Genomic DNA, 22,791 nt, shown 5'->3' with positions numbered 1-22,791 from the left:
TATAGAATCTTTTCAGGGGATTTAGGAAGGAATCTTAGTCATATTGACGCTGCTATCGCTTTTTGTTATAGTCAAGGAGAGAGCGGTCTGGAACACTAGTTTATTCACAGTCTGTGGATAAGTCTAGAAGGAAATGACATACAACTCAGGGAGTTGAAGTATCCTGATAATAGTTTCGTATATTAGTGACTTTCTGGAAAGATAGTAGAAATCCTAGTACAGAGCTGTTTGACAAAGGTATGTTTAGGGTGACAGGTGAGCTAGAGACTGAAAAAACTAGTTTTTAGGAATGTTTTCTTATCCACAAGTTGTGGATAACTTTGTGAACAAGAGAAAGAGATGTGAGATGATGACGAAAATAAAACCGCATGGACCATTACCAAGCCAGGCCCAGCTAGCTTATTTAGAGGATGAACTAGCTGCCTTTATCCATTTTGGTCCCAATACCTTTTATGACCAGGAATGGGGAAGTGGGCAAGAGGATCCCAAGCGTTTTAACCCGACCAAGTTGGATGCGCGTGAATGGGTTCGGGTATTCAAAGAAACGGGTTTTAAAAAGCTGATTTTGGTGGTGAAGCATCATGATGGTTTTGTCCTCTACCCGACAGCTCATACAGATTATTCGGTCAAGGCTAGCCCTTGGAGGGATGGGGATGGTGACTTGCTTCTCGAGGTTTCCCAAGCTGCGACTGAGTTTGATATGGATATGGGAGTGTATTTGTCTCCTTGGGATGCTCACAGTCCCCTCTATCACGTGGACCAAGAAGCGGACTACAATGCCTACTATCTGGCTCAATTGAAGGAAATCTTGTCAAATCCTGCCTATGGGAATGCCGGTAAGTTCGCTGAGGTGTGGATGGATGGTGCTCGAGGAGAAGGGGCCCAGAAGGTCAACTATGAGTTTGAGACTTGGTTTGAAACCATTCGTGACTTGCAGGGCGATTGTTTGATTTTCTCAACTGAGGGAACTAGTATTCGCTGGATTGGGAATGAACGAGGCTATGCAGGGGATCCCTTGTGGCAAAAAGTCAAGCCAGACCAGTTAGGAACAGAAGCGGAATTAGATTATCTACAGCACGGAGACCCCTCTGGGACGCTGTTTTCAATCGGGGAGGCAGATGTTTCTCTTCGGCCGGGCTGGTTTTACCATGAGGATCAGGACCCCAAGTCTCTCGAGGAGTTGGTCGAAATCTACTTTCACTCGGTAGGGCGGGGAACTCCACTCTTGCTTAATATCCCACCGAACCAAGATGGCCTCTTTGATGAAAGGGATATCCAGCGATTGTATGAATTTAGGGACTACTGTGATGAGCTCTATAGAGAAGATTTGGCTCTGGGAGGCAAGGTATCTGGTCCTGCCCTATTCTCAGACTTTGCCTGTTCTCACCTGACAGATGGACTAGAGGCTAGTTCTTGGGCAAGTGATGCAGAGTTGCCAATCGAATTAGAGCTCGATTTAGAGTCACCTAAAACTTTTGAGGTGATCGAGCTGAGGGAAGATTTGAAGCTAGGACAACGCATCGCTGCTTTCCATGTTCAGGTAGAGTTGGATGGTGTCTGGCAGGAGTTTGGATCAGGATTTACAGTGGGTTATAAACGCCTTTTGCGAGGATCCATGGTAGAGGCTCAGAAGGTGCGTGTAATCATCACAGAGGCACAGGATTTGCCAGTATTAACTAAGATTTCACTTTATAAAACACCTAGCTTGTCAAAAAAAGAAGCTGTTCAGCAACTAGAGTTTTCAGAAAAAAGTCTAGCTGTGACCAAGGGAGAAAATGTCCACTTTACAGTTAAGCGCAGAGAATGTAGTGGTCCTTTAGAAGCTAAGATTTCGATTCAACCAGGGACGGGTGTGCATGGTGTCGTTTATCGGGACGAGATTCAAGTCCTTGTGTTTCAAGTTGGCGAGACTGAAAAAAAGCTAACGCTACCAACCTTGTATTTTGCAGGAGATAAAAGCTTAGATTTTTATCTGAATTTGACGGTAGATGGTCAGCTTGTTGATCAGCTTCAGGTCCAAGTTTCATAAAAGAAGAACCTTTGCGCGATGCAAAGGTTCTTTTGGTTAGGAGTGATTTGGTAGCCAGCTGAGGGTGAAGGTCAGTTGCTCAGCTTTCAAGAGGTCTTGGTGTTGAATGCTAGATACTATGGTCTTGTCCAATCGACATTCTTTGACAAAGTTGAAGTGGCTGTGGTTTTGCTTGGTATGGATATCCAGCCATTTATTTTCCTTAGCCAGGTAGATACGGAGATGGTCAAAGAGAGGAATTCCGAGATCGTAACTTGGTTTGCCCGGACAGATCGGGTAGAATCCAAGAGCTGACCAGATGTACCAAGCCGAGAGACTGCCATTGTCTTCGTCGCCAGGATAGGCTTGCCAGCTGGGGTGAAAGGCTTTCTGACGCAAGGTTTTGATGAGTAGAGCAGTGTAGTCAGGGTAGTCGCTGTAGCGAAAGAGATAAGGGATGTGGAAGCTAGGTTGGTTGGAAATGGCGATTTGCCCAAAAGGAGCGGTAGCCATCTCGCTCATCTCGTGAATCTCGTAACCATAGCCGGTGGTTTCAAAGAGGGGAGCACCCTGACAGGCTTTCAAAAGATAGTGGCTGAAGGCTTCTTTTCCGCCCATAAGCTGGATTAAGCCTGGGATGTCGTGGAGAACGCCCAAAGTCGCTTGAATGGTAGAACATTCGGCGTAGTCTCGTCCCCAACTGTAAGGAGAGAAGTCAGGACGGAAGTTGCCTTGACGATCTCGCGCACGCATATAGCCTGTCTCAGAGTCAAAGAGATGACGGAAATTTTGAGAAGAAGTGTTATAAGTGTCAGCAATCTCTGTTTTCCCTAGTTTTTTGGAACAGCTGGCGATACAAAAGTCGCTATAGGCATAGTCAAGGGTGTGACTGACACTTTCGTGGTGGTCGGTAGAGAGATAACCTAGTTCTTGGTATTGTGCCAAACCGTGACGACCATTGATGCCGAGAGGGTCGGATTTGGTGGCTGTCTCCAGCATGGCTTGGAGGAGTTCTTCTTCCAAGTCGGGAGCCATATCCTTGCAGGCGCTATCTGCGATAATGCCGTCCAATAGAGTACCAGGCATCATACCACGTTCATCTGGAGCCAGCCATTTTGGCAGGAAACCAGTATCGCGGTAGCTATTGAGAAAGCCTTCTAAAAAGAGACGATAGTGTTCCGGTATAAGAAGGGCAAAGAGGGGGAAGGTGGTGCGGAAGGTATCCCAGAAGCCATTGTTACTAAAGAGGACGCCGGGTTTGACAGTACCAGTAGCCAGATCCATGTGGATGGCTTGCCCTGACTCGCTCACTTCATAAAATGTCTGTGGGAAGAGGAAGAGTCTGTAGAGGCAGTGATCAAAGAAGATTCGGTCGGCTTCCCCTGTCTCCACGATATCAAAACGGTGGAGGAGATTTTCCCAGTCTGCTTGGGCATTTGCTTTACAGCTGTCAAAGTCCTTTTGAGGTAGATTAAGCAGAGCTTGAGAAGGCGATATGAAAGAAGTTGCTAGTTGAATCTCGGCTTGACTGCTTGCTAAGTCAATTCGCCAGTCTCCCTCTTCTTGGCTGATAGCAAGAATATCCGTATTCATTTGTAGAGCAGTAAACAGTATCAGAGGATTTTTGGTAGTCTCAGTTTTACCTTCTTGTCGTAGGGAAAGAGTCCGCTTATCTACTTGCTCCACTGTCAGTTCATCTGCTGCATGAAGATAGAGGGAGAGGGCTTTGCCTTGCTTTTGCTCCAAACGAATAGAAGCGCCATAGCATGTCGGTGTGAGCTGGGTTTCAATCTGATAGCGCAGAGAAAAGAGTTTCAAATAGTGAGGCTGGAAGCAAGCTTTATCTATATCATAAGAAGACTGGCGGTGAAAGAGACTGTTTCCCCCAGGCTGACCTGTGACAGGTGTCAGAAGGAGCCAAGAATAGTCGCCAATCCAAGGACTGGGCTGGTGGGTTAAGCGAATCCCCTGAAAGATGGGCAGATGCGGATCGAAGAACCAAGCTCCCTCCTGATCACTGGTCTGTGGCACAAAATAATTCATCCCAAAAGGCACGCCTGTGTAAGGCAGGGTATTTCCCCGAGAGAAGGCATGCTTGCTAGCAGTACCAAAGCGGGTATCGATGGTTTCAAGTAGTGGTTTCATAAAAAAAGCTTTCTGTTGGAGTTTTTGTTTAGTATAACATGAAATTGCCAATAACCGAATTTTAAAAAGTAAATGCCCCTATAAATTTCGGTTAATAATTTACAAATATTCATTCTTTTGTTAGAATGAAGACAATAAAAAAAGAAAAGGGGATTTTTTATGAGTGATTCGGTAAATAATGTGAATAACGAAGAATCTGTAGAGAAGGTTGAAAACACGCCTGTAGAGGATGTGGAGTCAGTTGCTACTCAAGAACCAGAAACTGTGGAAGAAACTGCTTCTGAGCAAGCAAAAGATGACCAATCTGAAGAAGTGGTGGAGGAGAAAGATTCTAAATCAGAACAGAAAGAAGATGCAAAGACGTCAGCCGAGGCTTCAGCACAACAAGTAGTTGAAAAAACCAAAGGACTGTTTGCAACGAAACGCAAAGAAATCATTGCAGCTCTTGTGGCAGTAGCCGTTATTATTGTGGCATTTGTGGGATACAATATTATCCAGTCACAACCAAAAAGCTTGATTGGCGACGTCAAAGTTGAGTTTTCAGGTTATGAAGAATCTGGAACGGTAACTTATAATAGTCAAGATATTGCTGAGAAAGTAGCAGAAATAGCATACCAAAAAGTAGGCTTTAATAAAGATCAGGCAGCTGGTTTGGTTAAAAAAGATCCTATTATTTACGCAGAGGTGTCAAGAGATGGCAAGTTGGCGTCTAAATTGATACAAGCAGAAGCGATGATTAGTAGTGTCCATTATGAATTTGACAAAACAAATGGTCTCAAAAATGGGGATGAAGTTACGTTCACTGTAACAACAAGCTCAAAACACTCACCATTTAAAGTTGAAAAGAAAACTTTCAAAGTTGAAAACTTGAAAGAATATGAGAAGGTATCAGCTTCTGACTTGTTGACAGAAACACCTGTAACATTTACTGGGCTTAACGGCTCTGGTACTATTACAATCACTAAAAATTCTAAGGATGAAGCTTACTTTGATTTTGAAAATGGTAAACGTCCAAGAAATTTGAAAAATGGTGACAAAGTCACTTTGAAAGTGAAAGACGTAAATATCGATTCTTTGAAAGCAGCAGGAAAAGTGGTAGACTCTAAAACTGTCGAAGTAACAGTTGAAGGTTTAAAAGATGCGGAAGATGTGAAGAATTTAACTGATGTATTGAAGAAAAACGATGCATATAGCAAGGAGCTAAATAAGAATAGTACTAACGAAACCTATATTTTAGAACCTCAGGGTAGTTATATCGGTATCACTACAGGAACAGAAAATACGTCGAGTGCTCACATTGATATAATTACGGTGTATAAAGTCACGCGCAAAGGTAGTTTATTCACAAATGTTAGTTACAAGTACTATGGTTTCAGTGGTTACGAATTGAAAGATGACAATTTAGTCGCTAAGAAGGGTATAAGTCCAATCAATGGTGGAGGGCTAGAAGATTTTGAAGTGTTAAAAGAAGAACTTCAAAGAAAAAACTACCATTTGATAGAGGTTAAAAAAGACGAAAAGAAAAGTGAATAGAAAAGTTGGGGAGAGCCCCAACTTTTTTTCATAAGTTTGTTTCAAAACGACTTTAGTTTGTGTATATCTTTTAGGGGTTATTTTTTTTATACTGAACATGAAACTTGTTTGAAAGAGGAAATTGCACGATGATTTATTCGAAAGAAATTGTTAGAAAATGGCTAGACGAAGTAGCAGAGCGGGCTAAGGACCATCCGGAGTGGGTGGATGTCTTTGAGCGTTGCTATACAGACACCTTGGACAATACGGTTGAGATCCTAGAAGATGGTTCAACCTTTGTACTCACAGGGGATATTCCTGCCATGTGGCTTCGGGATTCGACAGCACAACTTAGACCCTACCTTCATGTGGCTAAAAGAGATCCTCTCTTGCGTCAGACCATTGCAGGTTTGGTCAAGCGTCAGATGACCTTGGTGCTCAAGGATCCTTATGCCAACTCCTTTAACATTGAGGAGAACTGGAAGGGCCACCACGAGACTGACCATACCGACCTTAATGGTTGGATTTGGGAACGCAAGTATGAGGTGGACTCGCTTTGCTATCCTTTGCAACTGGCTTATCTCCTTTGGAAAGAGACTGGCGAGACCAGTCAATTTGATGAGACTTTTGTCGCAGCTACCAAGGAAATTCTTCATCTGTGGACGGTGGAACAAGACCACAACAATTCACCTTATCGTTTTGTCCGTGATACGGACCGCAAGGAAGATACTCTGGTAAATGATGGCTTTGGACCTGCCTTTGCAGTGACAGGTATGACCTGGTCAGCCTTTCGTCCGAGTGATGACTGCTGCCAGTATAGCTACTTGATTCCGTCCAATATGTTTGCCGTAGTCGTATTGGGGTATGTGCAAGAAATCTTTGCAGAACTGGATCTAGCTGATAGCGAGGGTATTATTGCTGACGCTAAGCGTCTCCAAGCAGAGATCCAAGAAGGCATCGAAAACTACGCTTACACAACTAACAGCAAGGGTGAAAAGATTTATGCCTTTGAAGTGGATGGTTTAGGGAATGCTAGCATCATGGACGATCCAAATGTACCAAGTTTGTTGGCTGCGCCTTATCTGGGCTATTGCGACATTGAAGACGAAGTGTATCAAGCTACACGCCGCACTATTCTGAGCCCTGAAAATCCATATTTCTACCAAGGGAAATACGCTAGTGGCCTAGGAAGTTCTCATACCTTCTATCGCTATATCTGGCCCATTGCCCTTTCTATCCAAGGCTTGACAACAAGAGATAAGGCGGAGAAGAAATTCTTGCTCGATCAGCTGGTTGCCTGCGATGGTGGAACAGGTGTTATGCACGAAAGCTTCCACGTGGATGACCCAACGCTCTACTCTCGTGAATGGTTCTCTTGGGCCAACATGATGTTCTGTGAATTAGTCTTGGATTACCTGGATATTCGCTAGTCAGTTCTTTAGTTAGATAGAAATAAAAATTTAAATTTAGAATGAGGTTTTACTTCATGGAAAATGTTGTTGTACATATTATCTCACATAGTCACTGGGACCGTGAGTGGTACTTACCTTTTGAAAGCCACCGGATGCAGTTGGTGGAATTATTTGATAATCTTTTTGACCTTTTTGAAAATGACCCTGAGTTCAAGAGTTTCCACTTGGATGGCCAAACCATTGTCCTTGATGACTATTTGGAAATTCGCCCTGAAAATCGCGACAAAGTCCAACGTTACATCGACGAAGGCAAACTCAAAATTGGTCCCTTTTACATCTTGCAGGATGATTACTTGATTTCAAGTGAAGCCAATGTTCGCAATACCTTGATTGGTCAAGCAGAATGTGCAAAATGGGGCAAATCAACCCAGATTGGTTACTTCCCAGATACCTTTGGAAATATGGGACAAGCTCCTCAAATCCTTCAGAAATCAGGCATTCACGTGGCAGCTTTTGGGCGTGGTGTGAAGCCGATTGGATTTGACAACCAAGTCCTCGAAGATGAGCAGTTCACTTCCCAGTTTTCAGAAATGTACTGGCAGGGTGCGGACGGAAGTCGTGTCCTCGGTATCCTCTTTGCCAACTGGTACAGTAACGGGAATGAAATCCCAGTTGATAAGGACGAAGCCCTGGCCTTCTGGAAACAAAAATTGTCAGACGTGCGTGACTATGCTTCGACCAACCAATGGTTGATGATGAACGGCTGTGACCACCAGCCTGTACAGCGCAATCTGAGCGAAGCCATTCGTGTGGCCAATGAACTCTTCCCAGATGTGACCTTTGTGCATAGTTCCTTTGATGACTATGTTCATGCAGTAGAAAGTGCTCTACCTGAGCAACTATCTACCGTTACGGGTGAGTTGACCAGTCAAGAAACAGATGGTTGGTACACACTTGCCAATACTTCTTCATCACGAATTTACCTCAAACAAGCCTTCCAAGAAAATAGCAACTTGCTAGAACAAGTGGTGGAGCCATTGACCGTCATCACTGGTGGTCACAACCATAAGGACCAGTTGACCTATGCTTGGAAAGTCCTTCTACAAAATGCGCCACATGACAGTATCTGTGGCTGTAGTGTGGACGAGGTTCACCGTGAGATGGAAACACGTTTTGCCAAGGTCAACCAAGTCGGAAACTTCGTTAAGACCAATCTTCTCAACGAGTGGAAGGGTAAAATTGCAACCCAGGAAGCTCAAAGCGACCATCTCTTTACCGTCATCAATACAGGCTTGCATGACAAGGTTGATACTGTCAGCACAGTGATTGATGTGGCGACTTGTGATTTTAAAGAATTGCACCCAACAGAAGGCTATAAGAAAATGGCAGCCTTGACCTTGCCAAGCTACCGTGTCGAAGACTTGGAAGGGCATGCTGCAGAAGCGAAAATCGAAGATCTAGGAGCTAATTTTGAGTATGATTTGCCAAAAGACAAGTTCCGTCAGGCTCGTATCGCTCGACAAGTGCGCGTGACAGTCCCTGTTCATCTAGCACCACTTTCTTGGACAACCTTCCAATTGCTTGAAGGAGAACAAGAACACCGTGACGGTATTTACCAAAATGGAGTGATTGATACGCCATTTGTAACGGTCAGCGTGGATGAAAACATCACGGTCTACGACAAGACAACTCATGAAGCTTATGAAGATGTTATTCGCTTTGAAGATCGTGGTGACATTGGAAATGAGTACATCTATTTCCAACCAAAAGGAACAGAGCCTATCTACGCAGAACTCAAAGGCTGTGAGGTCTTGGAAAATACAGCTCGTTTTGCCAAGATTTTGCTCAAACATGAATTGACAATTCCAGTAAGTGCAGACGAAAAACTGGATGGAGAACAAAGAGGCATTATCGAGTTTATGACGCGTGAAGCTGGGCGCTCAGAAGAATTGACAACCCTTCCTCTGGAAACAGAGATGACCGTCTTTGTTGACAATCCACAAATCCGTTTCAAGACTCGCTTTACCAACACCGCTAAGGACCACCGTATCCGTCTCTTGGTTAAGACTCATAATACGCGTCCAAGCAATGACTCTGAAAGCATCTATGAGGTGGTGACAAGACCAAACAAACCAGCGGCTTCATGGGAAAATCCTGAAAATCCTCAACACCAACAAGCCTTTGTCAGCCTATATGATGATGAAAAAGGGGTGACAGTGGCCAATAAAGGATTGCACGAGTATGAAATCCTTGGAGACGACACCATTGCAGTGACCATTCTTCGTGCCTCAGGTGAGTTAGGTGACTGGGGTTACTTCCCAACACCAGAGGCTCAATGCTTGCGTGAGTTTGAAGTTGAGTTTACACTTGAGTGCCACCAAGCAGGGGAACGCTTCTCCGCTTTCCGTCGTGCCAAAGCCTTTCAAACACCATTCACTAGTCTTCAGGTCGCTAAACAAGAAGGAAGTGTGGCAGCGACTGGCAGCCTCTTGAGCCATGCGGCGCTCAGCTTACCACAAGTCTGCCCGACAGCCTTTAAGGTAGCTGAAAATGAAGAAGGATATGTTTTCCGTTACTACAATATGAGCCAAGAAAATGTGCGCATATCTGAACACCAACAAACCATTCTTGACTTACTTGAGCGACCATATCCAGTTCATTCAGGACTCTTAGCACCACAAGAAATTCGCACAGAATTGATCAAAAAAGAAGACATTTAACAGTTTTAAAGTGTTTGATAACGAATACTATGAGATAGAAAGGAGGGGCGAAAGAGTAAGGACTAACTACTGATTCGCCCCTTTTTATGGAAAGAACAATGACCATTGCAACCATTGATATCGGAGGGACTGGGATTAAGTTTGCCAGTCTGACTCCTGATGGAAAAATACTAGATAAGACAAGTACTCCAACGCCAGAAAGTTTGGAGGATTTACTGACTTGGTTAGACAAATGCTTGGCAGAGAAAGATTATAAGGGCATTGCCATGAGCGTTCCAGGCGCGGTCAATCAAGAAACAGGTGTGATTGAGGGAATCAGTGCCGTACCTTACATTCATGGCTTTTCTTGGTATGAGACGCTTGCTCATCATCAGCTACCTGTCCATCTAGAAAATGATGCCAACTGTGTTGGACTTAGTGAACTGCTGGCTCACCCAGAGATTGAAAATGCAGCCTGTGTCGTGATTGGGACAGGAATTGGCGGAGCTATGATAATCAATGGCAAACTTCACCGTGGTCGCCACGGCTTAGGTGGTGAGTTTGGCTATATGACAACCATTGAACCAGCTGAAAAACTCAACAACTGGTCGCTACTAGCCTCTACAGGAAACATGGTTCGCTACGTGATTGAAAAATCTGGTCAGACTGACTGGGATGGTCGCAAGATTTACCAAGAAGCTGCAGCAGGCAATGCCCTTTGCCAAGAAGCCATTGAGCGCATGAACCGTAATCTGGCTCAAGGTTTGCTCAATATCCAGTATCTCATCGACCCAGATGTCATTAGTCTGGGAGGTTCTATCAGCCAAAATCCAGACTTTATCCAAGGTGTCAAGAAGGCTGTCGATAACTTTGTCGAAAGCTACGAAGAATACACGGTCGCACCAGTTATCCAAGCTTGCACCTATCATGCAGATGCCAATCTCTATGGCGCCCTTGTCAACTGGCTGCAGGAGGAAAACCAATGGTAAGATTTACAGGACTTAGTCCCAAACAAACTCAGGCAATCGACTTGCTGACAAAACATATCTCTTTACCAGATGTGGAAGTGGCAGTCACTCCGTCTGACCAAGCCTCTATCTCTATCAAGGGTGAGGGAGGCCACTATCAACTAACCTATCGCAAACCTCACCAACTTTACCGCGCCTTGTCCTTGTTGGCAACAGCTCTAGTAGAAGGTAATAAAGTAGCGATTGAGGAGCAGGCAGCTTATGAAGATTTAGCCTACATGGCAGACTGTTCGCGAAATGCAGTGCTAAATGTCGCTTCTGCCAAACAGATGATTGAGGTCTTGGCTCTCATGGGCTACTCAACATTTGAGCTTTACATGGAAGACACCTACCAGATTGAGGGGCAACCATACTTTGGTTACTTCCGTGGAGCCTATTCAGCTGAAGAGTTACAGGAAATCGAAGCCTACGCTCAGCAGTTTGACATGACCTTTGTGCCTTGCATCCAGACCTTGGCCCACTTGTCAGCCTTTGTCAAATGGGGTGTTAAGGAAGTGCAGGAACTCCGTGATGTGGAGGACATTCTCCTTATCGGCGAAGAAAAGGTTTATGATTTGATTGATGGGATGTTTGCCACTCTGTCTAAATTGCAGACTCGCAAGGTCAATATCGGGATGGATGAAGCCCACTTGGTTGGCTTGGGACGCTACCTTATCTTGAATGGCGTTGTGGACCGTAGTCTTCTCATGTGTCAACACTTGGAGCGCGTGCTGGATATTGCAGACAAGTATGGTTTTCACTGCCAGATGTGGAGTGATATGTTCTTTAAACTCATGTCAGCGGATGGTCAGTACGATCGTGATGTGGAAATCCCTGAGGAAACTCGTGTCTACCTAGACCGTCTCAAAGACCGTGTAACCTTGGTTTACTGGGATTATTATCAAGACAGCGAAGAAAAGTACAATCGCAATTTCCGCAACCATCACAAGATTAGCCAAGATATTGCCTTTGCAGGTGGTGCTTGGAAGTGGATTGGTTTCACACCCAACAACCATTTCAGCCGTCTCATCGCTATCGAGGCCAATAAAGCCTGTCGTGCTAATGACATCAAAGAAGTCATTGTGACGGGTTGGGGGGATAATGGTGGGGAAACTGCCCAGTTTTCTGTCCTACCAAGCTTGCAAATCTGGGCAGAACTCAGCTACCGCAATGACCTAGACCGTTTGTCTGCTCACTTCAAGACCAATACAGGTCTATCGGTTGAGGACTTTATGCAGATTGACCTAGCTAACCTCTTACCAGACTTGCCAGGCAATCTCAGCGGGATCAATCCCAACCGCTATGTCTTTTATCAGGATGTTCTCTGTCCGATTCTTGATCGACACATGACACCTGAACAGGACAAACCACACTTCGCTCAGGCAGCTGAGATTCTCTCTGACATCAAAGAAAAAGCTGGTGCCTACTCTTATCTCTTTGAAACTCAGGCCCAGTTGAACCAGATTTTAAGTAGCAAAGTGGATGTGGGACGACGCATCCGTGAAGCTTATAAAGCCGGTGACAAAGTCAGCTTACAGCAAATCGCCAGACAAGAATTACCAAAACTCAGAAGCGAGATTGAACATTTCCATGCCCTCTTTAGCCACCAATGGTTGAAGGAAAACAAGGTCTTTGGTTTGGATACGGTCGATATCCGTATGGGCGGACTCTTGCAACGCATCAAGCGAGCAGAGAGTCGCATCGAGGCTTATCTGGCAGGACAGATTGACCGCATCGATGAGCTAGAAGTTGAAATCCTACCATTTACTGACTTCTACGCAGATAAGGATTTCGCAGCAACTACAGCCAACCAGTGGCATACCATTGCGACAGCATCGACGATTTATACGACTTAATACTCTTCGAAAATCTCTTCAAACCACGTCAGCTTCGCCTTACCGTATAGATGTTACTGACTTCGTCAGTTTTATCTGCAACCTCAAAGCAGTGCTTTGAGCAGCTTGCGGCTAGCTTCCTAGTTTGCTCTTTGATTTTCATTGAGTATAAAAACAAGAACAGTGTCCCTTGTTCAGAGTGTTTCTCGTGAAACCTATTTCTTATAAAAAACTTCTCCACAAAAAATAATTTGTGGAGTTTTTTCTATAATTAGTAGTTTAACCTAGCCATCAATTAGGAGTATACTAATAATGTAATCGTTATCAAACCTAAAAATTCGGTGAAATCAGTTTTTAGGAATAAAAAGGGAGGAAAGTATGAAAAAGTTTTCAAAGACCTTGAGAGATAACTGGATCTTTCTCTTGATGGTTTTACCAGGGGCACTCTGGTTGATTCTATTCTTTTACATTCCAGTATTTGGGAATGTGGTCGCCTTTAAAGACTACCATATGACCAGTAATGGTTTCATAGATAGTATTGTGAATAGTAAATGGGTCGGGTTAGATAATTTCAGATTCTTGTTTAGTTCAAAAGACGCCTTTATCATCACTCGAAATACCGTTCTCTACAATCTCGGCTTTATCTTTATCGGTTTGATTGTATCAGTAGGGATTGCCATTATCCTCAGCGAGCTTCGTTCTAAGAGAATGGTTAAGATTTTCCAAACGTCTATGTTGTTCCCTTACTTCCTGTCATGGGTTATCATTAGTTTCTTTACAGATGCTTTCCTAAACATTGACAAAGGGGTCTTCAACCATTTCCTAACATCCATTGGCATGAAGGAAGTCAACTTCTACGCTGACTTAGGCATTTGGCCATACCTTCTCCTTTTCCTAGGTATTTGGAAAGGATTTGGATATAGCAGTGTCATGTACTATGCGACAATCATGGGAATTGACCCAACCTACTACGAAGCAGCAACAGTGGACGGGGCTAGCAAGTGGCAACGTATTCGCAACGTAACCATTCCTCAGTTGACTCCACTTGTAACTGTATTGACCATCCTTGCAGTCGGAAATATTTTCCGTGCAGACTTTGGTCTCTTCTATCAAATCCCGCATAATGCTGGTCAGCTTTACAATGTAACCAACGTTTTGGATGTATATGTCTTTAATGGTTTGACTCAGACAGCAGATATCGGTATGGCTTCAGCAGCCGGTCTTTACCAATCCGTTGTCGGCTTGATACTGGTTATTCTATCAAACTTGCTTGCAAGACGAGTTGATCCAAACTCAGCTTTGTTCTAGAAAGGGGGAGAATATGGCAGAAAAGAAAATTAAAAAAGAAAAAATCGATAATGTCGGCATTCACTCCTTCAGTAAGAAATCAGATATCTTCTTTAGTATCATCTCTGGTTTGATCGCTCTTTCTTGTATCTTGCCCTTTATCTTCGTTATCATCATTTCGGTGACAGACGAAAAGAGCATCCTCCAGTATGGATATAGCTTTTTCCCTTCGAAGTTTGGTGTAGATGGATTCCAGTTCTTAGCTCAGTTTAAAGATAAGATCCTCCAAGCGCTCTTTATCTCAGTTTTTGTAACCGTAGTCGGAACAGTGACCAACGTCTTCATTACAACCACTTATGCCTACGCCATCTCACGTACAACCTTTAAGTACCGCAGATTCTTTACGATCTTCGCTCTTCTTAGTATGTTGTTCAATGCTGGTTTGGTACCAGGCTATATCGTGGTTACTCGCCTGCTTCAACTGGGTGATACCGTTTGGGCCTTGATTGTTCCAATGCTCCTCTCACCATTCAACATCATCTTGATGCGTTCCTTCTTCAAGAAGACCATTCCAGAAGCCATTCTCGAATCTGCTCGTATCGATGGTGCCAGTGAAGCTCGGATCTTCTTCCAGATCTGTTTGCCATTGTCACTTCCAGGTATCGCAACCATCACGCTTTTGACAGCTCTTGGTTTCTGGAACGACTGGTTCAACGCCCTTCTTTACATCAAGAGTGATAACTTGTATCCATTGCAATATTTGCTCATGCAAATCCAACAAAATATGGACTACATTGCAAAAGCAGTCGGCCTATCTGGTCAACTGGGAGTTGCTCTACCAAAAGAAACAGGTCGTATGGCCATGGTTGTTGTTGCAACCCTTCCAATCGCGATTCTGTATCCATTCTTCCAACGCTACTTTGTTAAAGGTTTGACGATCGGTGGTGTCAAAGAATAGCACTTGCTGAGAAACACCGTTTCTCCCTTCCCAACTTCATCATAGCGATTGAAGTTAAAAATCATTAAATCGTTTATAAGTTTAAAAATAAAAAAAGGAGTTTTTATCATGAAAAACTGGAAAAAATATGCTTTTGCATCTGCTAGCGTAGTCGCTTTGGCTGCAAGTCTTGCTGCCTGTGGAAACCTTACAGGTAACAACAAAAAAGCTGCAGATACTACTTCAGGTGAAAAAACTGTTATCAAAATGTACCAAATCGGTGACAAACCAGACAACTTGGATGAATTGCTAGAAAATGCAAACAAAATCATCGAAGAAAAAGTCGGTGCTAAATTGGACATCCAATACCTTGGATGGGGCGACTATGATAAGAAAATGTCTGTTATCACATCATCTGGTGAAAACTATGATATCGCATTTGCATCTAACTATGTCGTAAATGCTCAAAAAGGTGCCTATGCTGACTTAACAGAATTGTATAAAAAAGAAGGAGCAGAGCTTTACAAAGCACTTGACCCAGCTTACATCAAAGGGAACACTGTAAACGGTAAGATCTATGCAGTACCAGTTGCAGCTAACGTTGCATCATCTCAAAACTTTGCCTTCAACGGAACACTTCTTGCTAAATACGGTATCGATATTTCAGGTGTAACTTCATACGAAACACTTGAGCCAGTCTTGAAACAAATCAAAGAAAAAGCTCCAGATGTAGTACCATTTGCGGTTACGAAGAACTTTATCCCATCTGATAACTTTGACTACCCAGTACCAAACGGGCTTCCATTTGTTATCGACCTTGAAGGAGACACTACTAAGATCGTAAACCGTTACGAAGTGCCTCGTTTCAAAGAACACTTGAAGACTCTTCACAAATTCTATGAAGAAGGATACATTCCAAAAGACGTAGCAACAAGCGACACTTCATTTGACCTTCAACAAGATACTTGGTTCGTTCGTGAAGAAACAGTAGGACCAGCTGACTATGGTAACAGCTTGCTCTCACGTGTTGCTAACAAAGATATCCAAATCAAACCAATCACTAACTTTATCAAGAAAAACCAAACAACACAAGTTGCTAACTTTGTCATTTCAAACAACTCTAAGAACAAAGAAAAATCAATGGAAGTGTTGAACCTCTTGAACACGAACCCAGAACTCTTGAACGGTCTTGTTTACGGTCCAGAAGGCAAGAACTGGGAAAAAATTCAAGGTAAAGAAAACCGTGTACGCGTCCTTGATGGCTACAAAGGAAATACTCACATGGGTGGATGGAACACTGGTAACAACTGGATTCTTTACATCAACGAAAACGTTACAGACCAACAAATCGAAGATTCTAAGAAACAATTGGCAGAAGCTAAAGAATCTCCAGCACTTGGATTCATCTTTAACACTGACAATGTGAAATCTGAAATCTCAGCAATTTCTAACACAATGCAACAATTCGATACAGCTATCAACACTGGTACTGTAGACCCAGATAAAGCAATCCCAGAATTAATGGAAAAATTGAAATCTGAAGGTGCCTACGAAAAAGTATTGAACGAAATGCAAAAACAATACGATGAATTCTTGAAAAACAAAAAATCATAAGATTGATTGATTTCGTGTATTCATTCCTAATTCCTAAAAATGTGATCACTGCCTTCCTTAGTTTCCTAGGGGAGGTAGTGATTTTTAGGATGTAAAAATGAAAAGAGTAGTTCTAAGAGTTTTGGCGATGTGATACACATGTATCTACAGGAGGTCCATTATGAAAAAATATCGCCTTCTTTTCAAAATGAGTGCTGTCTTCTCTTACCTATTTTTCGTATTTGGTCTTTCTCAGCTGACGTCTATTGTTCAAAATTATTGGCAATTTTCTTCTCAGGTAGGAAATATCTTCTGGATTCAAAATATCTTAAGTCTGCTATTTAGTGGAGTCATGATTTGGATTCTGCTTAAGACAGGCCATGGTTATCTCTTTCGCATTCCGAGAAAAAAATGGTTCTGGTATTCAATCTTGACAGTCCTAGTAGCGGTAGTTCATATATCTTTTAATATTCATACAGCTAGATATGTTCAGTCAACTGCTGAAGGTTGGGCTCTACTGATTGGTTTTAGTGAGACTAATTTTGCCGAATTGGGTATCTACATATCCCTGTTCTTTCTAGTGCCGCTGATGGAAGAGTTGCTCTATAGAGGATTACTGCAACACGCCTTTTTTAAAGATTCGAGATTTGGTCTTGATTTGCTCCTTCCGTCCATTTTATTTGCTCTCCCTCATTTTTCAAACTTTCCTAGTCTGTTAGATATCTTCGTCTTTGCAACATCTGGAATCATCTTTGCTGGTTTGACCCGTTATACCAAGAGCATTTATCCTTCCTATGCGGTGCATGTGATCAATAATATTGTAGCGACCTTACCATTTTTGCTGACTTTTTTACATAGGGTGTTTGGGTAAAATACTGGCTGGAGAGTTAGGAATTATAGTTTTTCAATTTATAAGCGAATTTCAGGAGGGAAATGAGTATGACACCATTAAAATGGTTTGCTGGAGGAAGTGAAAGACGTTGTGAAGCGATGATCATCATTGATCATCTATTGGAAGATATAAAGGTTGCGCCTCAACTTGCTCCCCTGAAAAATCAGTTAGTGATTTATCAAAAACGATTAAAGGACGATGGAACCTCTACTCCATTTATTCTGAGCCAAATGAACGTTGACATCTCACGTGTGTTGATTGATAACAAGCTGGGTTTGTCAGAAAGTCAAGCTAAGCAAATCAAAAAATTGAGAGAATTATCTGCGATTCGCTATGGTTACTGATGAAGTGCAGTGGTAGGTCTCTCTATATAATTTTCGGTCAAATAAATTGCATTCGTTTTCTCAAGTGGGTATACTAGAATAGTTGAATGAAAAATTCTGAAAATTTAAGAATAGAAAAGAGAACAAATCTTATGGCAAAAGATATTCGTGTCTTACTTTACTACCTCTATACTCCAATTGAAAATGCAGAGCAATTTGCGGCAGATCACTTGGCTTTCTGTAAATCAATCGGTCTCAAAGGCCGTATCCTCGTCGCTGACGAGGGGATTAACGGGACTGTTTCAGGTGACTACGAAACAACTCAAAAATACATGGACTACGTTCACAGCCTCCCAGGTATGGAAGACCTCTGGTTCAAGATTGACGAAGAAAGTGAACAAGCCTTCAAGAAGATGTTTGTTCGCTACAAGAAAGAAATTGTCCACCTTGGTTTGGAAGACAATGACTTTGACAACGACATCAACCCACTTGAAACAACAGGTGCTTACTTGTCTCCAAAAGAGTTCAAAGAAGCCCTTCTTGACGAAGATACAGTGGTTCTTGACACACGTAACGATTATGAGTACGACCTAGGACATTTCCGTGGGGCTATCCGTCCAGACATCCGCAACTTCCGTGAGTTGCCACAATGGGTCCGTGACAACAAGGAAAAATTCATGGATAAACGTGTCGTGGTTTACTGTACAGGTGGAGTTCGCTGTGAGAAATTCTCAGGCTGGATGGTCCGTGAAGGCTATAAAGATGTCGGCCAATTGCACGGAGGAATCGCAACTTACGGTAAAGACCCAGAAGTCCAAGGTGAACTTTGGGATGGGAAAATGTACGTCTTTGACGAGCGTATCGCCGTTGATGTTAACCATGTCAACCCAACCATCGTAGGGAAAGACTGGTTTGATGGAACACCATGTGAACGTTATGTCAACTGTGGAAATCCCTTCTGTAACCGTCGTATCCTAACATCAGAAGAAAATGAAGACAAGTACCTTCGTGGATGCTCACACGAGTGCCGTGTTCACCCACGCAACCGCTACGTCTCAGAAAATGAATTGACACAAGCAGAAGTGATCGAGCGTCTAGCAGCTATCGGTGAAAGCTTGGATCAAGTCGCTACTGTATAAAGCAAACAGCCCTTAGGGGCTGTTTTTCTATGCTTTTTATCTAAAAATCTAAAATTTGTTTCTGTATCTTTCAGGAAAATAGGTTATACTATATGTAAACGATTTCAAAGGAGGCCAGTTATGGCGAAAACATTTTTTATCCCAAATAAAGAAAGCATTCTAGGACAACAGGAGATCTTGACTGCCAAGTCTATCTTGGCCTTGGTGGAGGGCTTGGAGTCACACAGTTATGATGCGGTCTATCTCCGTCAGCCCCTCAATCGTCTCGAGTATATCGAGTGTGGAATTGTAGGTCAGTCGCAATTTCTCTTCAAGGTGAACTATGCGGATAGCCGAAAAGGCTATCAAGTGGTGATTCCAGACTTCCTTACCAGAGCGGACTGGGAGATTGTAGAAGCTCTCCTCCAAGCCCTATCAAACAAGTTGGGTGAGGCAGTAGAAGGGCTAGAAGGGTTTGACTTTGAAGCTTATTTCCGAGAAACGGTCAAGCATTATCTATCTGACAAAGCGGCTCGTCTAGTCTATTGCCAAGGGCTCTTGTCCCCTATCTATCTCAATAAGGAATACCTCGAGAGCTTTTTGGCTGAGGATGGATTGGCACGTTTTGAAGAGCTGGTCAAGAAGGTTCAAGGCTCTGATGCCTACCTTGCCAGTGTGAAATTTTACCCAGACGCCCAAGGCAAGGTACACGGTATCTACCACCTAGCCCAGGGAGTCAAGACGATTTTGCCAAAGGAACCCTTTGTACCAGCTCCTTATACCGAGCAGCTGGCAGGCAAGAATCTTGTTTGGGAGATTGACCTAGTGACGATTTCTGGTGATGGGTCCAAAGCCAAAGACTATGAAGCTGTCGCCCGCTTGGACTATGCAAGATTCCTAGAGTCACTACCAACAGCATTTTACCAGCAACTAGATGCCAATCAATTGGAAGTACAAGCCATTTTGGGAAAAGATTTTGAGGAATTGGCAAGCATCGAGTAGACCTTGTCCAAAAAAGAGTAAGTCTAAAAATCCCTGTCATTAACAAATGGCAGGGATTTTGGTTAAAAGAATGTCAGGATGCGAAGGTAATCCACTGTCAGCGCGAGCTCTGCAATGAAGAAGGGGAAGAGAATAGCGCCATCAAGTAAGACAGCTAGCAAGAAACGATAAAATGGGTCAAGGCTACTAGCCTTACTTGGCTTGCTAATCACAAAGAGATTGCCAAGGGCAAAGATGGTCATGCTTAGAAGAGTGAGGATGCCAGCGAATCGCAAGCCGCCAAAAAGTGCAAAGAAACTTGCTAGAGCCGTTAAGACAAGCGGGATAGCAAAGAGTCGGCTGTAACGATCGCAAGCTTCTTGGAATGTGAAGTCGCTCTCCTGGTCCAGTACACGTCGGACAGTAAAGCCTCCCAAAATGATGGAAAAGTAAAATAGAGCGCTAGCGACCAAGATAGAAAGTCCAGCAAAGAGATCTAAAGGTGGGAGCTGGTTAGGTAAACTATTGGCAATAGAGGCCATATAGCCGTAGTAGAGGTGCTTGATATGATAGATACTAAAGAAAAGGTTGATTGACGACAGCAAGGTGAGTAGGGCAAAGACACTATAACGATGCTTTTGGTCCGTATTCTTGCTGGTAGTTGGTTCTTGGATAGCGTCCAGCAGCCAAGTCCAAAATAGTGCGATTTCTGCTTTTAATCTGGCTGTTTTACGAGGGTCAATATCTGGGATATAGGGGCTTTCTAAAGCCTTGCTGAGGATGCTTTTCTCTTTTGCAGGGTTTTCTTGCTTGTGCTCCTCTTCAGCTTTCCCTTGTCCCTCTTCCTTGGTTTGGGCTTCTTCAATCATTTCGGGAGTTTCCTCCTCATGCGTTTCCGACTCTTTAGGTGAGACAGATGTTTCTTGGCTTACTTGTGGTTCAGTCTCCACAGTTTCCGAAGTCTCAGGCTCGTTGGGCTGGATTTCTGATTTTGTCTGAGGTGATTTCTTCTCAAGATCGGCACTTTCAAACCATTCTTGTGTCATGGTGGAACCTCCTTTTTTATGGTCGTTTTCTATCTTTAGACTAGCAGATGAAAGCGTTTTTGTCAATGATTTCTAGATGGAGAAGAGTGCTCTTCTTTAGGTAGGTAGATATCCTGGTTGGCTTTTGCAATGAGCAGGTCCTTGACATCTGCTTTGTCTGTCTTGTAGGGGTTGGCAAGTTCATTCTCTTTTTGTCCACGATGTTCTTCTTTAGGTTTATGATAGATACCACCATGCTGAGAAGAAAGATCTAGATTGATACGGTCAGTCTCTTTCTGGGAGAGAATGAGGTTTAGAGTGGAATGGGCCTCTAGCTCAACCTTGCCGTGGACCTTGATATTCTCAGCATAGATGTGTTCCCTTTCCGTCTTGACCTGGCTATCTGTAAATTCGGTATCAAAGATATTGATGATATGAGGTGTCGTTAGTGTACTATTCTTGATAGAGCTTTCTGTTATTCTTAAGAGATAGCCTTTTGTTTTGATTGTCGCATTTTCAAGATTGGCTTGACGAATATTGGTTTGTCCACGATTGGCTGAGACGGTGATAGCTTGCAGCCTTCTTCCTTTAGGGAGGGAGAGAATGACTTCGTCAAAACGGTGAGAATAATTGCTGGCAATACGAAGTAGGCCTTCGATTCCTGAACCTAGAAAGCGATGTTGGGAGGCTTGTTTGTCAGTGACGCTTAGTGTTTTGTCACTCATGCCAGTAGTCAGATCGTGACGACCAGACACGGAAGGATGATAGGTGATGTGGATCTTGTCATCTACCGACTCTGTGATAGTTAGGCTATGTTCCTCAAGGGTCAAATCAAGTTTTTCCACCTCACTTCCGAAGGTCACTTCTTCGATACGATTGTCATAGACGGGGTCTTTTGACATGGCAAGCAAACTTTGAATACCATTGGACTGGGCGCCTACAATGATCATGATAAAACCGAGGATTGTAGAAACCACACCAAAGATGAGAAATCCTTTTGTCAATTTACGCATGTCTATCACCTCTCTTTCCTTTTTTAAGAATCCATTGCACCAAGCGGACGATCAGGAGCCCAAAGAAACGAGCTACATAGGAGATGCCCAGTAGAACAAGAGAAGAAGCACCGATAGAAAGCAAACCGGCCCCAAAAATCAAGATAAAGGCAGATTTGGCTTCGACTAGGACGCTAAAGCTCTCTACGATAAAGAGTCCACCTAGCAGGATACCCGTCACAGAGACGGTAAAGAAGGCTAAAATGACGGAGACGGCTGCGATAATAATACCGATGATGGCCATGAGGATGCCAATCCCGACCGGAATTCCGATAGGAGCTACTAGCAGGGCCAGGAGGGCAATGTGTAGCAGTTGACGGTCATTCTTTTGAGCAGGGGCTTCATTGACTTTTTTATCGAGAAGATCAGAGAGGACATCATGGGCAGCTTCTTTTGGTGTTCCCAGACTGGCAATGAGTTCCTCTTCGCCCTCTGAACCCGCATCGTCAAATAGTTCCTTAAAGTAGTCCATAGCTTCGATGCGGTCAGCTTCAGGTAGTTTATGGAGATAGGTTTCTAACTGAGTCAGATAGTCAGTTCTTGTCATGGCGGATACTCCCTTCTATGATGCCGTTGACGGTGTCGGTATAGAGCGTCCACTCTTCCTTTAGAGTAACGAGCTGCTCTACGCCCCGATTGGTCAAGGAGTAGTATTTGCGCATACGCCCCTGAAACTCTCTAGAGTAGGTGGTGAGAAAGCCACTGGCTTCCAATTTTTTGAGAATGGGATAGAGCGTAGATTCTTTGATATTGGCGATGAGTTTAATGGTTTGGCTAATCTCATAACCATAAGAATCCCCCTGCTCCAGTACAGCCAAGATGAGAAACTCGATCAAGGCAGAGGATGTTGGGAAGTACATGGGAAACCTCCTTTATATTATATAAAAATTTTATATATACTCTTTTCAAATATAGTGTATCTCAAGTTGAAAGCCCTGTCAAGAAATATGTGTAAAAATTTTACA

General features: G+C 43.4%; 18 protein-coding genes. 13 read left to right on the top strand and 5 right to left on the bottom strand.

Annotated elements, in window-relative coordinates; all coding sequences use genetic code 11:
* Positions 1 to 349: 349 nt before the first annotated feature.
* On the top strand, positions 350 to 2,029 hold the full coding sequence (locus M1F65_RS06875; protein ID WP_247925701.1) for an alpha-L-fucosidase: 1,680 nt from the start codon (positions 350 to 352) through the stop codon (positions 2,027 to 2,029).
* A gap of 36 nt (positions 2,030 to 2,065) precedes the next feature.
* On the opposite strand, the gene M1F65_RS06870 is transcribed toward M1F65_RS06875, so the two are convergent.
* Positions 2,066 to 4,204, bottom strand: coding sequence for a GH92 family glycosyl hydrolase (locus tag M1F65_RS06870; protein ID WP_282184194.1), 2,139 nt, complete (start codon positions 4,202 to 4,204; stop codon positions 2,066 to 2,068).
* A 108-nt stretch (positions 4,205 to 4,312) separates the two neighbouring features.
* Between M1F65_RS06870 and M1F65_RS06865 the strand changes: the two genes are divergently transcribed.
* The 12 genes from M1F65_RS06865 (at position 4,313) to M1F65_RS06810 (ending at position 19,770) form a co-directional block, all read left to right on the top strand.
* Positions 4,313 to 5,686 carry an ATP synthase subunit B family protein gene (locus M1F65_RS06865; RefSeq protein WP_247925669.1) on the top strand — a complete coding sequence of 458 codons (1,374 nt, stop codon included), beginning with the start codon at positions 4,313 to 4,315 and terminating at the stop codon, positions 5,684 to 5,686.
* 128 nt (positions 5,687 to 5,814) lie between these two features.
* Positions 5,815 to 7,095, top strand: a complete 1,281-nt coding sequence (locus M1F65_RS06860; RefSeq protein WP_247920992.1) for a glycoside hydrolase family 125 protein — start codon at positions 5,815 to 5,817, stop codon at positions 7,093 to 7,095.
* A 56-nt stretch (positions 7,096 to 7,151) separates the two neighbouring features.
* Positions 7,152 to 9,797, top strand: coding sequence for an alpha-mannosidase (locus tag M1F65_RS06855; protein ID WP_247925668.1), 2,646 nt, complete (start codon positions 7,152 to 7,154; stop codon positions 9,795 to 9,797).
* A gap of 98 nt (positions 9,798 to 9,895) precedes the next feature.
* Positions 9,896 to 10,765: an ROK family protein gene (locus M1F65_RS06850; RefSeq protein WP_247925667.1), complete on the top strand. Its 870-nt coding sequence runs from the start codon at positions 9,896 to 9,898 to the stop codon at positions 10,763 to 10,765.
* The gene (locus M1F65_RS06845) at positions 10,759 to 12,639 is read left to right on the top strand and encodes a beta-N-acetylhexosaminidase (RefSeq protein WP_247925666.1); all 1,881 of its coding nucleotides are present in this window, start codon (positions 10,759 to 10,761) and stop codon (positions 12,637 to 12,639) included. Before M1F65_RS06850 ends, M1F65_RS06845 begins: the two co-directional genes overlap by 7 nt.
* Positions 12,640 to 12,996: 357 nt before the next feature.
* A complete protein-coding gene (locus M1F65_RS06840) occupies positions 12,997 to 13,926 on the top strand; it encodes an ABC transporter permease (RefSeq protein ID WP_000714584.1) in 930 nt (309 codons plus the stop codon).
* Positions 13,927 to 13,939: 13 nt separating this feature from the next.
* Positions 13,940 to 14,863, top strand: a complete 924-nt coding sequence (locus M1F65_RS06835; RefSeq protein ID WP_247925665.1) for a carbohydrate ABC transporter permease — start codon at positions 13,940 to 13,942, stop codon at positions 14,861 to 14,863.
* Between the two features lie 108 nt (positions 14,864 to 14,971).
* The gene (locus tag M1F65_RS06830) at positions 14,972 to 16,456 is read left to right on the top strand and encodes an ABC transporter substrate-binding protein (RefSeq protein WP_247925664.1); all 1,485 of its coding nucleotides are present in this window, start codon (positions 14,972 to 14,974) and stop codon (positions 16,454 to 16,456) included.
* Between the two features lie 160 nt (positions 16,457 to 16,616).
* The gene (locus tag M1F65_RS06825) at positions 16,617 to 17,306 is read left to right on the top strand and encodes a CPBP family intramembrane glutamic endopeptidase (RefSeq protein ID WP_084943198.1); all 690 of its coding nucleotides are present in this window, start codon (positions 16,617 to 16,619) and stop codon (positions 17,304 to 17,306) included.
* Between the two features lie 68 nt (positions 17,307 to 17,374).
* Positions 17,375 to 17,671 carry a bacteriocin immunity protein gene (locus M1F65_RS06820; protein WP_162284514.1) on the top strand — a complete coding sequence of 99 codons (297 nt, stop codon included), beginning with the start codon at positions 17,375 to 17,377 and terminating at the stop codon, positions 17,669 to 17,671.
* A 131-nt stretch (positions 17,672 to 17,802) separates the two neighbouring features.
* Positions 17,803 to 18,789, top strand: a complete 987-nt coding sequence (gene trhO / locus M1F65_RS06815) for an oxygen-dependent tRNA uridine(34) hydroxylase TrhO (protein WP_001030023.1) — start codon at positions 17,803 to 17,805, stop codon at positions 18,787 to 18,789.
* Between the two features lie 120 nt (positions 18,790 to 18,909).
* Entirely contained in the window at positions 18,910 to 19,770 is an 861-nt protein-coding gene (locus M1F65_RS06810; protein ID WP_247925663.1) for a DUF4299 family protein, read from the top strand.
* Between the two features lie 62 nt (positions 19,771 to 19,832).
* Here the strand turns inward: M1F65_RS06810 and M1F65_RS06805 are convergent, their stop codons facing one another.
* The 4 genes from M1F65_RS06805 to M1F65_RS06790 all read right to left on the bottom strand — a co-directional run bounded on the left by M1F65_RS06805 (position 19,833) and on the right by M1F65_RS06790 (position 22,686).
* A complete protein-coding gene (locus M1F65_RS06805) occupies positions 19,833 to 20,795 on the bottom strand; it encodes a DUF6574 domain-containing protein (RefSeq protein WP_247925662.1) in 963 nt (320 codons plus the stop codon).
* A 62-nt stretch (positions 20,796 to 20,857) separates the two neighbouring features.
* Positions 20,858 to 21,787 (bottom strand): DUF4097 family beta strand repeat-containing protein, encoded by a 930-nt coding sequence (locus tag M1F65_RS06800; protein WP_247925661.1) that lies wholly within the window; start codon positions 21,785 to 21,787, stop codon positions 20,858 to 20,860.
* Entirely contained in the window at positions 21,780 to 22,373 is a 594-nt protein-coding gene (locus M1F65_RS06795) for a DUF1700 domain-containing protein (RefSeq protein ID WP_247925660.1), read from the bottom strand. Before M1F65_RS06795 ends, M1F65_RS06800 begins: the two co-directional genes overlap by 8 nt.
* Positions 22,360 to 22,686 carry a PadR family transcriptional regulator gene (locus M1F65_RS06790; RefSeq protein ID WP_000273860.1) on the bottom strand — a complete coding sequence of 109 codons (327 nt, stop codon included), beginning with the start codon at positions 22,684 to 22,686 and terminating at the stop codon, positions 22,360 to 22,362. Before M1F65_RS06790 ends, M1F65_RS06795 begins: the two co-directional genes overlap by 14 nt.
* Between the last annotated feature and the right edge of the window lie 105 nt (positions 22,687 to 22,791).

The organism is Streptococcus oralis, assembly GCF_023109195.1.
Classification (GTDB): domain Bacteria; phylum Bacillota; class Bacilli; order Lactobacillales; family Streptococcaceae; genus Streptococcus; species Streptococcus oralis_BV.
Note: the sequence above shows the minus strand (reverse complement) of the source record. Positions and strands in the feature narration are given on the sequence as shown.